Here is a 13187-nt window from a genome sequence, read left to right on the forward strand (position 1 = left end):
TCATCATTAACGCCGCGTCAGGGATGAATCGGCGTGACAAGTGCCTGAAAATCGGCAAACTATGCCTTCTGCGATAAGGGTGGGCATCGCATGAAAGCTTCATCCACGCCCACTCCGTTAATGGGAGCGTTTTACATGAGAAAATTACTGTTGTCCGCTGTCGCCGTAGGCGCGCTTGTCGCGTTCGGCGGCGCCGCGTGGGCTGACGTCTTGGTCGGCGTCGCCGGCCCGATCACCGGTCCGAACGCAGCTTTCGGCGCACAGCTTCAGAAGGGTGCGGAAGCGGCTGTCGCCGATATCAATGCCAAGGGCGGCATCAATGGCGAGCAGATCAAGCTCGAGGTTGGTGACGACGTCTCCGATCCGAAGCAGGGCATCTCGGTTGCCAACAAGTTCGTCGGCGACGGCGTCAAGTTCGTGGTCGGTCACTTCAACTCGGGCGTCTCGATCCCGGCATCGGAAGTCTACGCTGAAAACAACATCGTCGAAGTGACGCCGGCTGCCACCAACCCGCAGTTCACCGAGCGCGGCCTGTGGAACGTGTTCCGCACCTGCGGACGCGACGACCAGCAGGGTAGCATTGCCGGCGCTTATCTCGCCGCGAACTTCAAGGACGCCAAGATCGCTGTCGTTCACGACAAGACCACCTACGGTCAGGGCCTTGCCGACGAAACCAAGAAGGCGATGAATGCCAAGGGCCTGACGGAAGTCATGTATGAAGGCATCAATGTCGGCGACAAGGACTTCTCGGCGCTGATCGCCAAGATGAAGGAAGCCGGCGTTACCATCATCTATTGGGGCGGTCTGCACACCGAAGCCGGCCTGATCATCCGCCAGGCGGCTGACCAGGGCCTCAAGGCGACGCTGGTTTCCGGCGACGGCATCGTGTCGAACGAGCTGGCTTCGATCGCGGGCGACGCGGTTGCGGGCACGCTCAACACGTTCGGCCCGGATCCGCGCCTGATCCCTGCCAACAAGGAACTCGTCGAGAAGTTCCGCGCGCAGGGCTTCGAGCCGGAAGCCTATACGCTCTACGCCTACGCTGCCGTGCAGGCGATCGCGGAAGCAGCAACTGCTGCCAAGTCGAACGACCCGCAGGAAGTTGCCAAGGCGCTGCATGCGAACGGCCCGTTCAAGACCGTGCTCGGCGACCTGTCCTATGACGCCAAGGGCGACCCGACGCTGCCCGGCTACGTCATCTACGAATGGAAGAAGGGCGCCGACGGCAAGTACACCTACATCCAGAAGATGTAAGCCCGTCGACTTCGATCAATATGAAATGCCCGGCGCCTCGCGCCGGGCATTTTTCTTTGGCGCGTCCGGCGGCCGATTGCCATCCTTGCCGGCTCTTCCAGCCGGGCAAGATCGCATCCAGGATCGAAATTGTCGCCCTTGTTCCGCCCGTTCGGGCCAAGGCGTGCGAGTGTTGGCCGGATAATTGATTTAAATCGGTTTAAATCAGCGTTGATTTTGTTTGCACTGCAGCATTTTCACGCTAATCATTGGACCGATTTCCCGTTCCTTCCGCTGCTGGAGCCCAGTCCTTGGCCATCACGAAGATCCTCGTCGCCAACCGGTCAGAAATCGCCATCCGCGTCTTTCGCGCGGCCAATGAGCTGGGCCTCAAAACCGTGGCGATCTGGGCCGAGGAAGACAAATATTCGTTGCACCGCTTCAAGGCCGACGAAAGCTACCAGGTCGGGCGCGGTCCGCATCTCAGCAAGGACATGGGGCCGATCGAGAGTTATCTGTCGATCGAGGAGGTGATCCGCGTCGCCAGGCTTTCGGGCGCCGATGCCATCCACCCGGGCTACGGACTGCTGTCGGAAAGCCCCGAATTCGCCGAAGCCTGCGCGCAAGCCGGCATCACCTTCATCGGCCCGAAGCCGGATACGATGCGCCGTCTCGGCAACAAGGTCGCGGCGCGCAACCTCGCCATCGAAGTCGGCGTGCCTGTCATTCCCGCCACAGATCCGTTGCCGGACGATATGGAGGCAGTCAAGAAACTGGCCAAGGAGGTCGGCTATCCGGTGATGCTGAAGGCGTCGTGGGGCGGTGGTGGGCGCGGCATGCGCGCCATACGCGCCGAGGCCGATCTCGCCCGCGAAGTCATGGAAGGCAAGCGCGAGGCGAAAGCCGCCTTCGGCAAGGACGAAGTCTATCTCGAAAAGCTGATCGAGCGCGCCCGCCATGTCGAGGTGCAGGTGCTTGGCGACACCCATGGCAATGTCGTGCACCTGTTCGAGCGCGACTGCTCGATCCAGCGCCGCAACCAGAAGGTCGTCGAGCGGGCGCCGGCGCCCTATCTCGAAATGGCGCAACGCGAGGAGCTTTGCGGCCACGCGCTGAAGCTTGCGCGTGAGACCAGCTATATCGGCGCGGGCACGGTCGAGTTCCTGCAGGATGCCGACAGCGGAAAATTCTATTTCATCGAGGTCAATCCGCGCATCCAGGTCGAGCATACCGTCACCGAGCAGGTCACCGGCATCGACATCGTCAAGGCGCAGATCCACATCCTCGACGGCTTCGCCATCGGCACGCCTGAATCCGGCGTGCCGGCACAGAAGGACATCAGGCTGAATGGCCATGCCTTGCAGTGCCGCATCACCACCGAGGATCCCGAGCACAATTTCATTCCGGATTACGGCCGCATCACCGCCTATCGCGGCGCCACCGGCTTCGGCATCCGGCTGGATGGCGGCACGGCCTATTCCGGCGCCGTCATCACCCGCTTCTACGATCCGCTGCTGGAAAAGGTGACGGCGTGGGCACCGACGCCGGCCGAGACCATCGCCCGCATGAACCGCGCGCTGCGCGAATTCCGCATCCGCGGCGTTGCCACCAACCTCACCTTCCTCGAAGCGATCATCAACCACCCGAGCTTTGCCGACAACTCCTATACGACCAAGTTCATCGACACGACGCCGGAGCTGTTCCAGCAGGTCAAACGCCAGGACCGCGCGACCAAGCTCATCAACTATCTGGCCGACGTCAGCGTCAACGGTCATCCCGAGACGCGCGGCCGGCCGACGCCGAAGGCCGATGCGGCCGCTCCCGTCGTGCCCTACCTCAACGGCAACGTGCCCGGCGGCAGCAAGCAGAAGCTCGACGTGCTCGGTCCGGAGAAATTCGCGGGCTGGATGCGCGAGCAAAGCCAAGTGCTGGTCACCGACACGACGATGCGCGACGGTCACCAGTCGCTGCTGGCCACGCGCATGCGCACGCACGACATTGCCAACATTGCCGGCACCTATGCGCGCGCCCTGCCGCAGCTTCTGTCGCTCGAATGCTGGGGCGGCGCGACCTTCGACGTCGCCATGCGCTTCCTCACCGAGGATCCGTGGGAGCGGCTTTCGCTGGTGCGTGAGGCAGCCCCCAATCTGTTGCTGCAGATGCTGCTGCGCGGCGCCAACGGCGTTGGCTACACCAACTATCCCGACAATGTCGTGCAGTATTTTGTCAAGCAGGCGGCTGCCGGCGGCATCGATCTGTTCCGGGTTTTCGACTGCCTGAACTGGGTCGAGAACATGCGCGTCGCCATGGACGCGGTTGGCGCCGAGGGCAAGCTGATCGAAGCCGCGATGTGCTACACCGGCGACATTCTCGATCCGGCGCGGGCCAAGTACGATCTGAAATATTATGTCGGGCTGGCCAGCGAATTGCAGGCCGCCGGCGCCCATATTATCGCCGTCAAGGACATGGCCGGCCTGTTGAAGCCGGCGGCGGCGCGCGTGCTGTTCAAGGCGCTGCGCGAGGCGACCGACCTGCCGATCCATTTCCACACCCACGACACGTCCGGCCTGTCGGCGGCAACCGTGCTGGCGGCGGTGGAGAGCGGGGTCGACGCCATCGACGCGGCGATGGATGCCTTCTCCGGCAACACATCGCAGCCTTGCCTGGGCTCGATCGTCGAGGCGCTGAAGGGCACCGAGCGCGACCCCGGCCTCGACCCGCAATGGATCCGCAAAATCTCGTTCTATTGGGAAGCGGTGCGCAACCAGTACGCCGCCTTCGAAAGCGATCTCAAGGGGCCGGCTTCGGAAGTCTATTTGCACGAAATGCCCGGCGGACAGTTCACCAACCTCAAGGAACAGGCGCGCTCGCTCGGGCTGGAGACACGCTGGCACGAGGTCGCACAGACCTATCACGACGTCAATTTGATGTTCGGCGACATCGTCAAGGTGACACCGTCGTCCAAGGTCGTCGGCGACATGGCGCTGATGATGGTGAGCCAGGACCTGACCGTCGCCGATGTCGAGAATCCGGCCAGGGACATCGCCTTCCCGGACTCGGTCGTCTCGATGCTGCGCGGCGATCTCGGTCAGTCGCCGGGAGGGTGGCCAGAGGCGCTGCAGAAGAAGGCGCTGAAGGGCGACAAGCCGATCACGGCGCGGCCCGGCTCGCTCCTGAAGCCGGCCGATCTCAAGGCCAGCCGCAAGGAGATCGAGGAGAAGCTGGAGCGCAAGCTCTCGGAATACGAATTCGCCTCGTGGCTGATGTATCCGAAGGTGTTTACCGATTTTGCCGGCGCGCAGGAGACCTACGGCCCGGTCAGCGTCCTGCCGACGCCGACCTATTTTTACGGCATGAAGTCCGAAGACGAGATCTTCGTCGATATCGAGAAGGGAAAGACGTTGGTCGTGCGCTGTCTGGCGATCGGCGATGTCGACGACAAGGGCATGGTCACCGTGTTCTTCGAGCTCAACGGCCAGCCGCGGCGTGTGAAGGTGCCAGACCGGGCGCATGGCGCCTCCGCCGCCAAGGCGCGCCGCAAGGCCGAGCCCGGCAACGAGGCGCATGTCGGCGCGCCGATGCCGGGCGTGGTCTCGGCACTTTCGGTCGCCGCCGGCCAGGCGGTGAAGGCCGGTGACGTGCTGCTCTCCATCGAAGCGATGAAGATGGAGACGGCGCTGCATGCGGAGCGCGACGGCACCGTCGCCGAGGTGCTGGTCAAGGCCGGCGACCAGATCGATGCCAAGGATCTGCTGATCGCATTCGCTTAAGTGCTCGCAGAGAACGCGCAGGCTGTCGGCTTCTGTCGGCAGCCCTTGGTTAGCTGTTCGATAACAGCTTGACCCGCCGCCGCTGGTCGGGCATCGAACCGGCTCAAATTTGCCGCTGCCTTCCGCGAGTCGCGGCATAGAACGAATCTTTGGAGAAAAACATGGCCGACGATATCACCGAGACCAGCCAGACTGTTGCAGCCGGCCAGCTGCGTGCCCTCATCGAGCGCATCGAACGGCTCGAGGAAGAAAAGAAGACAATCGCCGACGACATCAAGGAAGTGTTCGCCGAGGCCAAGGGCACCGGTTTCGACACCAAGGCGATCCGCACCATCATCCGCCTGCGCAAGAAGGACCAGGCCGAGCGCCAGGAAGAGGACGCCATCCTCGATCTGTACATGGCCGCACTCGGAATGGTCTAAGACCACAGCAGTTCTCCGTTTCACACAAACGGTGAACTGCTCTATCTCTTGTTGACGCAATTCCGGACGGAAAACCGTTTGATACTTTTCCTGGAATTGCTTTGGCCGCCCGGCGCCCGATGCGGTGGCCGGGGATACGGTTTGAACCATGAGCGAATTCGACTTCGGCGGTCGCCGCGCCTCGGAATTCCGCCATCGCGGTTTCTGGACGCTGTTCGCTGAACGGCATCCGGAAGAAAGAGCCCGGTTGGCGCGGCGCGGACCCTGGTTCTGGCAGCGCGGGCTGCCCGACTTCGCCCTGGTCCTTTCCATGTATGTCGCGCCGGCGCAGAACCATGTCGGCGTCTTCTTCGGACGTAACGAGAAGTTTGGCGCCACGGAAAGCTGGTCGCGGCTGAAGCCGTTCCAGCCGGCGATCGAAGACAGGCTGAAGCTCAGGCCGGACCAAAGCTGCGAGGGCCTCGGCATCAATTCGATGTGGCGGGTCAACTGTTATGCCGATGACAATTGGCCTGCGATGACCGACTGGCTGGTGACGGAATGCTCGCGGGTCGAGCAGGCCGTCATCGACGTGCTTGGACAGGAGTAGGGCGCCGGTGTTTGCGGATTTCTTCCGCTCGCGTTGGCTTGGCCAGGTGCCGATCGACCGGCTGTTCTGGCGCGACATGCTGCTTGTCGGGACGGGGATCAACGTTGCTTCGTCCGCGGCCGCACTCGTCCTGCTTGGATTGAAAATGTCGCTCGGCCTCGTGCTGGCGGTGCATTTCGCACCGGTGCCCTACAACATCTTTCTCACTGTCGCGGTCTGGCGGACGGCAGAGCAATCGGGCGCCAAGGCCTCCCTGATGCTGTTGGGCTCGGCGCTCTGGCTCGTCGCCACGGTGGCGGTCTGAAGGGACCGAACGCAGCACGAAAAAAGGGCGACCGAAGCCGCCCTTTGCCGAAAGCTTACAACATGCAGTTCAGGCTGCCGGCTCGAATTTCAGCGCCACGCCGTTGATGCAGTAGCGCAGGCCGGTCGGCGGCGGGCCGTCCTCGAAGACGTGGCCGAGATGGCTGCCGCAGCGGGCGCAGTGGCACTCGGTGCGGACCATGCCGTAGCTGCGGTCGATGGTGTTCTCGACCGAGCCGGGGACCGGGTCGTTGAAGCTCGGCCAGCCGGTGCCGCTCTCGAACTTCAGCTTGGATTCGAACAGCGGCTGGTCGCAGCCGACGCAGGAAAATGTGCCGGCGCGCTTCTCGTAGAGCAGGGCGCAGCTTCCCGGCCGCTCGGTGCCGTGGCCGCGCATGACCGCATATTGCTCCGGCGTCAGCCGGGCGCGCCATTCGGCGTCGGTGCGGGTGACGGGGTAGGTGTGGGTGTCCATTTGATCTCCTCAGCCTTGGCGGCTCGTTGTTGATTGCAACCGGATATTCGCTCCAACATAGGCATTTGTTACGGGATTTGCCCACATTTTCAATCGTGCCGTCTTCCTCAGGCGATCGCCGCGAGATAGCGGGCAACCGAAGTGGCGAACGACTTCTTTCCGCCGCCGATGATGTTCAGGTCCCACCATGCGCCGCGGATGTCGTCGAAGTCATATGGTTCAAGGGCTGCCGCGATACGGCGCACGGCCGCCGCGTTGAGCGGTATCTGGTTGGGATAGCTGTACATGAAGCTGACATGGCGGCGCGTCGGCGTCACCTGCACGGTGTCGCCGGTCAGCAGGGCGTTGCCGCCCGCGCGCTGCCAGTGCAGCACCTGGCTGCCGGCAAAGTGTCCGCCGCAGCGGATGAGTGTCAGCGAGGGATTGATGGCGAACGTCTCGCCGCTCCAACTGACGATCGAGGGATGCGGCCGCATGATCCATTGGCGGTCATCGGCATGGAGATAGATCGGCACGCCGCCAAACGCCTCGCTCCAGCGGGCCATCGCCGAATAGAAATGGCAGTGCGAGATGGCGATCGCGGTCAGTCCGCCGCGCCGGTGATCTCGGCCACCGCCTCGTCGCTCACCATCGAGACGCAGTCCCACAGCACATTGCCGTGCGGCGTCTCAACCAGCTGCGCCCGCTGGCCGATGGCGAAGCGCGGCTCGATGCCGAAGGCGAGCACACCGGCATCGTCCCTCATCACAAGCCCATGCCCAGCGGCAAGCTCGTCCGATGTGATCCAGGCCTGGCCCTCCCAGCGCACAAATTGCCGCTCGTCCTCGCAGATCGGGCAGTGTTGCGGCGGTGTCTCCGTCGCCGCGAACTGGACGCCGCACTGCAGGCAAAGGAAGCAGGTCATCGGATCAGTCTTTCAATGCTTTCTGGAAAGCTGCTTCGTCGCGCTTTCCAGCCCGGCCAGCGTCAGCGGAAACATGCGGCCGCCAAAAATGTCGCGGATCATCGCGATGGAATGGGTGTAACCCCAGCTCTTTTCGCTCTCCGGATTTAGCCATACCGCATTCGGCCATTGCTGCAGCAGGCGGCCGAGCCATACGACGCCGGCTTCCGGGTTCCAATGTTCGACCGATCCGCCGGGGTGGGCGATCTCGTAAGGGCTCATCGAGGCGTCGCCGACGACGATCACCTTGTAGTCCGGGCCGTATTTGTGGAGGAGATCGAAGGTCGGGATGGTCTCGGCATGGCGGCGGCGGTTGTCCTTCCACACCCCCTCGTAGAGGCAGTTGTGGAAGTAAAAATATTCGAGCTGGCGGAATTCGGCACGCGCCGCCGAAAACAGCTCCTCGACGCTCTTGATGTGGTCGTCCATCGAGCCGCCGACATCGAAGAACATCAAGAGCTTCACGGCATTGCGCCGTTCGGGCCGCGTCTGCACGTCGAGATAGCCATGTTCGGCGGTGGCGTGGATGGTGCCGGGCAAGTCGAATTCTTCCTCGGCGCCCTCGCGCACCCAGCGGCGCAGCCGCTTCAACGCGATCTTGATGTTACGGGTGCCGAGCTCGACGGCATCGTCGAAATTCCGGAACTCGCGCTTGTCCCAGACCTTTACCGCGCGCCGGTTGCGGCTTTCGTGCTGGCCGATGCGCACACCCTCGGGATTGTAGCCATAAGCGCCGAAGGGCGAAGTGCCGCCGGTGCCGATCCATTTCGAGCCGCCCTGGTGTCGACCTTTCTGCTCCTCGAGCCGCTGCTTCAAGGTCTCCATCAGCTTCTCGAAACCGCCGAGCGCCTCGACCAGTCTTTTCTCCTCGTCGGTGAGGTGCTTTTCGGCGAGCCGCCGCAGCCACTCTTCCGGGATGTTGGCGACGTCGACCGCATCCGGTCCGCCAAGCGCCTCGATGCCCTTGAAGACATGCGCGAACACCTGGTCGAAACGGTCGATATGGCGCTCGTCCTTCACCAGAGCGGCGCGGGCGAGGTAATAAAAACCCTCGACGTCGTAATCGACCAGCCCGGCTTCCAGACCCTCCAGCAGCGACAGATATTCCCGCAGAGAAACGGGAACACGCGCTGCCTTCAGTTCGAGGAAGAAGGGGATGAACATTTTCTATCTACAGCAGATCATACTCGATGAAGCCGGTGCGGCGCGCGACATGATCGTAGAGCTTGCGTGCGGTGGTGTTGGTCTCGTGCGTCATCCAGTAGACGTTCTTGACGCCGATTTTTTCCGCCGCGTCCTGCACCGCCTTGATCAATGCCGCACCGATGCCCTTGCCACGCAGGTCCGGGTCGGCGAACAGGTCCTGCAGGTAGCAGTTGTTTTTCTCCGACCAGCCTGAGCGGTGGTAGAGATAGTGGGTGAGACCGACCGCCTTGCCGTCGAGGGTGGCAATAAACCCCTTCGGCTCGAACTCACCCGCCGTGAACAGCCGTTTCCAGGTGATGGCGTAGACTTCTTCCGGCAGCTTGGTCTCGTAGAAGGTCAGATAGTCGGTCCACAGACGCTTCCAGTCGGCGTGGTCGGACTGTACGAGCGGGCGGACGATAATCTCAGACATTTCATCTCCTCCGAAAGGTTGTGGCCGAAGCTGCCTTCCCGGCCGGCCGACAGCAACGGTCCACAGCCGGGGAAAGCGCTATTGCTGCCTGGCTATTGCTGCCTTCTGGCCATGAAGGCCAGCCGCTCGAACAGATGCACATCCTGTTCGTTCTTCAGCAGCGCGCCATGCAGCTTGGGCAGTGCGTTCTTGGGATCGGCTCGCAAATCCTCGGGCGCGATGTCGTCGGCGACCAGCAGGCGGATCCAATCGAGCGCCTCGGAGGTCGACGGCTTCTTCTTCAGCCCCGGTACCTCGCGGATTTCGTAGAACTGGGTGAGGGCAGCGCGCACCAAATTCTGTTTAATGCCGGGATAGTGGACATCGACAATTCTGTGCAGCGTGTCGACGTCGGGAAAGCGGATGTAGTGGAAGAAGCAACGGCGCAGGAAGGCGTCCGGCAGCTCTTTCTCGTTGTTGGAGGTGATGATGACGATCGGTCGGACAGCGGCGCGGATCGTCTCCCCGGTCTCGTAGACGAAGAACTCCATCCGATCGAGTTCCTGCAGCAGGTCGTTCGGGAATTCGATGTCGGCCTTGTCGATCTCGTCGATCAAAAGCACGACCTTCCTGCCCGCCGCGAACGCTTCCCACAGCTTGCCGCGCTTGATGTAGTTTTTGATGTCGTTGAACCTGCTATCGCCGAGCTGGCTGTCGCGCAGCCGCGACACGGCGTCATACTCATAGAGACCCTGCTGCGCCCGCGTCGTCGATTTGACGTGCCATTCGATGAGATCGAGGCCGAGCGCTGATGCCACCTGGCGGGCAAGTTCGGTCTTGCCGGTGCCCGGCTCGCCCTTGATCAGCAAGGGCCGCTCCAGCGCGATCGCCGCGTTGACGGCCACCATCAGATCCTTGTCGGCGACATAGGCCGCCGTGCCTTCGAAACGCATTTTTGCTCCTTGGTTCATGCCATGAGCGTAAGGACGCCGGTCTGCCTGTGCAAGGGCGAGCCGGCTGCGACGAATGGGCTTGAAACCCGCGATGGAAATATCCGTTGCTAACACGAGGCCGCTTGGCAGGCCGAAGGGCGGCAGCATGAAAGACAAGATATCAGGCAAGACGGCACTGCAGATCGTTGTCGCGGTGCTGGCGGCCACGCCGGTACTGGTCGGCATCGAGGGTATCGTGTCCGGGCCGGAATTCCTGCACGTCATCCATCCATGGCCGATCGATCTCGACAGCCATTTCCGCTTCCTGTCCGGGTTTTTCCTGGCTGTTGGTCTCGCCTGGTACAGCTGCATTCCCAGTATCGAGACGAAGACGGAGCGGTTCCGGCTGCTTGCCGCCTGCACGTTCACCGGCGGACTGGCGCGGCTTGTCTCGCTGCTCCTGGTCGGCGCGCCATCGCTGGGGCACCTTGCCGGGCTCTGCGTCGAACTGCTGGCGGTGCCGGCGCTAGTCTGGTGGCAGGGCCGCGTCGCGAATAAAGCAGCCGAGAGCGCCCGTCTCACTGGCGCTTAGGCAACCGGCGGCCTATATTGGGGAGGACGGTCTGTGCTTCCCGGCAGGAGAACATTTTCCCCGGGGCCTTAACGATCCTTAGGGAGCTGTCCCTGGGAAGACCCGTGGGTTTTCTCATACGGCGCCCACCTACTTTGTAGGTTCCCGGGATCGCTCTCTCCACCGGTTGTGTGGATCGTCACTTCTTGCCCCTGTATCCACGCATTTCGGTGGATCGCGTGGTAGAAAACGTCGCTCCCAAAACGCCATCCAGATCTGACCTTTTCTATCCTGGCCGCATGACATCTCTCAAAGACCTGAAAAAACAGCTGCGGCGCGAAGCGCTTGGGCGCCGCGATGCGCTCGATGAATTCTGGCGGGTCGAAGTGGCGCTCGAAATGGCCGAGACGGCGCGCGATCATCTCGTCATCGAGCCCGGCCAGATCGTCTCCGGCTTCTGGCCGATGCGTTCGGAAGTCGACGTCAGGTCATTGATGTTTGCCTTGCGTGAAAAGGGCGCCAGGCTTTGCCTGCCCGCCATTCTCGACAAGACCACGATCGTCTTTCGCGAGCTGGTGCGCGGCGCGCCGATGGTCGAGATGGGCTTTGGCACGGTCGGACCCCATGCCGAGGCCGAGGTTCTCGATCCCGAGGTGATGCTGGTGCCGCTCGCCGCCTTCGACGCGCGCGGCCACCGCATCGGCTATGGCGCCGGCTATTACGACCGCGCGATCGCGAAGCTTGTCGACAAGGGGCATGCGCCCCGATTGATCGGCATCGCCTTCGACTGCCAGGAGGTGGCGCAAGTGCCGGACGAGAACCATGACGTGATCATCCCGGAAATACTCACCGAGAGTGGGTTGCGCCGCTTCAGCATCGCTTAAAATATCGCGATCTGCTTAATACGTTTCCAAGACATATCGGCTAGTATTCCCTTAATACAGTCCGGGCCGATGGCGACCATGGTTTTTGTCTTTGCACGCTTCCTGCTGATGCCGTTCGTCTTGATCGCGGTGGTGCTGTTGGCGATGGCATTGCACATCGTCGGAACTGCGCTTTACCACCAAGCCGCCTGGAACCGGACGGTCGCCACCGTGACGGATGTCAGTTCCTACACTGAAATGCATAAAAATGGGCCCGCCACAGACGGCATCAATGTCGCCCTCACCTATACGATTGACGACACGCCGATGACCTGGTCTGGAAAAGGAAAGGTGGTCGGCCTTTATAAGGCGTCGATAGGCGATGAGGTTGAATTTTACTACGACCCTGGCGATCCATCGAACCTCGATACCGCGGGAATGAAAGGCTGGCGCGGCATGCTGCTACTCATTGCGGGCACCGGCGGCTTCACCGCCTTCTACGTCTGGTTCTTCTGGCTGCGCGGAATGCGCCGTTGACGTTGCCGCTGTGGCCATAGCGAGCTTGCGTCATGGGTGCGAGCGCAAAGCCGTACTTTCGGCCGGCGTTAGAACCAATCGCGCGGTGCCGCTTGCCTAGCGTCCCTGGCTCTGGATAGAAGTGGATATGAGACTTCTTTTCCTCGGCGACATGGTTGGCAAGACGGGACGCACGGCGGTTTGGGAACAACTGCCTGGCCTTATCTCGGACTTCAAACTCGATTTCGTCATCGTCAATGGCGAGAATGCTGCCGGCGGCTTCGGCATCACCGAAGAGATCTTTCGCGAGACCATCGCGGCCGGCGCCGATGTTGTCACCACCGGCAACCATGTCTGGGACCAGCGCGACGCGCTCGCCTTCGCGCCGCGCGAAGAGCGTTTTCTGCGCCCGTCGAATTTTCCCAAGGGCACGCCGGGGCGCGGTTCCGGCGTCTACATCTCCCGGGGCGGCGCGCGCGTGCTGGTCGCCAACATCATGGGCCGGGTGTTCATGCATCCCGAACTCGACGATCCGTTCCAGGCCGGCGAGCGCGAGCTTGCCGCCTGTCCGCTCGGCGAACAGGCGGATGCGGTGGTGATCGACTTCCACGCCGAGGCAACCTCGGAAAAGATGTGCTTCGCGCATTTCGTCGATGGTCGCGCCAGCCTCGTCGTCGGCACCCACACCCACCAGCCGACCGCCGACCACCAGATCCTCAATGGCGGCACCGGCTATCTGTCCGATGCCGGTATGTGCGGCGATTACGATTCCTCGCTCGGCATGGACAAGGAGGAGCCGCTCAACCGGTTCCTGTCGAAAGTGCCGAAAGGGCGTTTCGAGGCTGCGACCGGACCGGCGACATTGTGTGGGGTTGGTGTCACTATTTCCGATCGTACCGGACTGACCGAGAAGATCGCGCCGTTTCGTCGCGGGCCGCGATTGGAAGAAACGGCTCCATCTTTCTGGTCGTGA

Annotated in this window: 13 protein-coding genes, 1 other RNA gene and 1 pseudogene; 10 read left to right on the forward strand and 5 right to left on the reverse strand. The window is 62.3% G+C overall.

The features are described 5' to 3' along the window. Positions 1-135 precede the first annotated feature (135 nt). From AC1DX4_RS18540 to AC1DX4_RS18560, 5 genes are all read left to right on the forward strand, one after another. Entirely contained in the window at positions 136-1254 is a 1119-nt protein-coding gene (locus tag AC1DX4_RS18540) for a branched-chain amino acid ABC transporter substrate-binding protein (protein WP_477221665.1), read from the forward strand. 290 nt (positions 1255-1544) lie between these two features. Then, positions 1545-5003, forward strand: a complete 3459-nt coding sequence (pyc, locus tag AC1DX4_RS18545; RefSeq protein ID WP_477221666.1) for a pyruvate carboxylase — start codon at positions 1545-1547, stop codon at positions 5001-5003. A gap of 161 nt (positions 5004-5164) precedes the next feature. Continuing rightward, positions 5165-5425, forward strand: coding sequence for a DUF2312 domain-containing protein (locus AC1DX4_RS18550; protein ID WP_010912082.1), 261 nt, complete (start codon positions 5165-5167; stop codon positions 5423-5425). A 148-nt stretch (positions 5426-5573) separates the two neighbouring features. Further along, a complete protein-coding gene (locus tag AC1DX4_RS18555) occupies positions 5574-6014 on the forward strand; it encodes a hypothetical protein (protein ID WP_477221667.1) in 441 nt (146 codons plus the stop codon). Positions 6015-6021: 7 nt separating this feature from the next. After that, entirely contained in the window at positions 6022-6318 is a 297-nt protein-coding gene (locus AC1DX4_RS18560; protein ID WP_477221668.1) for a hypothetical protein, read from the forward strand. Between the two features lie 69 nt (positions 6319-6387). Here the strand turns inward: AC1DX4_RS18560 and msrB are convergent, their stop codons facing one another. The 5 genes and pseudogenes from msrB to AC1DX4_RS18585 all read right to left on the reverse strand — a co-directional run bounded on the left by msrB (position 6388) and on the right by AC1DX4_RS18585 (position 10285). Further along, the gene (gene msrB, locus AC1DX4_RS18565) at positions 6388-6792 is read right to left on the reverse strand and encodes a peptide-methionine (R)-S-oxide reductase MsrB (protein ID WP_013892492.1); all 405 of its coding nucleotides are present in this window, start codon (positions 6790-6792) and stop codon (positions 6388-6390) included. Positions 6793-6899: 107 nt separating this feature from the next. After that, a pseudogene (locus AC1DX4_RS18570) lies at positions 6900-7696 on the reverse strand (MBL fold metallo-hydrolase). A gap of 12 nt (positions 7697-7708) precedes the next feature. Next, positions 7709-8899 carry a vWA domain-containing protein gene (locus AC1DX4_RS18575; protein ID WP_477221669.1) on the reverse strand — a complete coding sequence of 397 codons (1191 nt, stop codon included), beginning with the start codon at positions 8897-8899 and terminating at the stop codon, positions 7709-7711. Between the two features lie 7 nt (positions 8900-8906). Next, the gene (locus AC1DX4_RS18580; RefSeq protein WP_477221670.1) at positions 8907-9353 is read right to left on the reverse strand and encodes an N-acetyltransferase family protein; all 447 of its coding nucleotides are present in this window, start codon (positions 9351-9353) and stop codon (positions 8907-8909) included. A gap of 92 nt (positions 9354-9445) precedes the next feature. Continuing rightward, positions 9446-10285: an AAA family ATPase gene (locus AC1DX4_RS18585; protein WP_477221671.1), complete on the reverse strand. Its 840-nt coding sequence runs from the start codon at positions 10283-10285 to the stop codon at positions 9446-9448. 145 nt (positions 10286-10430) lie between these two features. Between AC1DX4_RS18585 and AC1DX4_RS18590 the strand changes: the two genes are divergently transcribed. From AC1DX4_RS18590 to AC1DX4_RS18610, 5 genes are all read left to right on the forward strand, one after another. Then, positions 10431-10856, forward strand: coding sequence for a DUF4345 domain-containing protein (locus AC1DX4_RS18590; protein WP_477221672.1), 426 nt, complete (start codon positions 10431-10433; stop codon positions 10854-10856). A 25-nt stretch (positions 10857-10881) separates the two neighbouring features. Continuing rightward, positions 10882-11037, forward strand: a non-coding RNA gene (ssrS, locus tag AC1DX4_RS18595) — 6S RNA. A gap of 97 nt (positions 11038-11134) precedes the next feature. Then, complete coding sequence (locus AC1DX4_RS18600) at positions 11135-11719, forward strand: 5-formyltetrahydrofolate cyclo-ligase (RefSeq protein WP_477221673.1); 585 nt, start codon at positions 11135-11137, stop codon at positions 11717-11719. A 78-nt stretch (positions 11720-11797) separates the two neighbouring features. Continuing rightward, positions 11798-12235, forward strand: a complete 438-nt coding sequence (locus tag AC1DX4_RS18605; protein WP_477221674.1) for a hypothetical protein — start codon at positions 11798-11800, stop codon at positions 12233-12235. Between the two features lie 127 nt (positions 12236-12362). After that, the gene (locus tag AC1DX4_RS18610; RefSeq protein ID WP_027060352.1) at positions 12363-13187 is read left to right on the forward strand and encodes a TIGR00282 family metallophosphoesterase; all 825 of its coding nucleotides are present in this window, start codon (positions 12363-12365) and stop codon (positions 13185-13187) included.

The organism is Mesorhizobium sp. P3_A8, assembly GCF_056402995.1.

What these genes read in the sequence shown, in the direction of transcription:
- AC1DX4_RS18540 (WP_477221665.1), top strand. Translation starts at nt 136, where the DNA reads ATGAGAAAATTACTGTTGTCCGCTGTCGCCGTAGGCGCGCTTGTCGCG.
- AC1DX4_RS18550 (WP_010912082.1), top strand. Translation starts at nt 5,165, where the DNA reads ATGGCCGACGATATCACCGAGACCAGCCAGACTGTTGCAGCCGGCCAG.
- AC1DX4_RS18555 (WP_477221667.1), top strand. Translation starts at nt 5,574, where the DNA reads ATGAGCGAATTCGACTTCGGCGGTCGCCGCGCCTCGGAATTCCGCCAT.
- msrB (WP_013892492.1), bottom strand. Translation starts at nt 6,792, where the DNA reads ATGGACACCCACACCTACCCCGTCACCCGCACCGACGCCGAATGGCGC.
- AC1DX4_RS18575 (WP_477221669.1), bottom strand. Translation starts at nt 8,899, where the DNA reads ATGTTCATCCCCTTCTTCCTCGAACTGAAGGCAGCGCGTGTTCCCGTT.
- AC1DX4_RS18580 (WP_477221670.1), bottom strand. Translation starts at nt 9,353, where the DNA reads ATGTCTGAGATTATCGTCCGCCCGCTCGTACAGTCCGACCACGCCGAC.
- AC1DX4_RS18585 (WP_477221671.1), bottom strand. Translation starts at nt 10,285, where the DNA reads ATGCGTTTCGAAGGCACGGCGGCCTATGTCGCCGACAAGGATCTGATG.
- AC1DX4_RS18590 (WP_477221672.1), top strand. Translation starts at nt 10,431, where the DNA reads ATGAAAGACAAGATATCAGGCAAGACGGCACTGCAGATCGTTGTCGCG.
- AC1DX4_RS18600 (WP_477221673.1), top strand. Translation starts at nt 11,135, where the DNA reads ATGACATCTCTCAAAGACCTGAAAAAACAGCTGCGGCGCGAAGCGCTT.
- AC1DX4_RS18605 (WP_477221674.1), top strand. Translation starts at nt 11,798, where the DNA reads ATGGTTTTTGTCTTTGCACGCTTCCTGCTGATGCCGTTCGTCTTGATC.
- AC1DX4_RS18610 (WP_027060352.1), top strand. Translation starts at nt 12,363, where the DNA reads ATGAGACTTCTTTTCCTCGGCGACATGGTTGGCAAGACGGGACGCACG.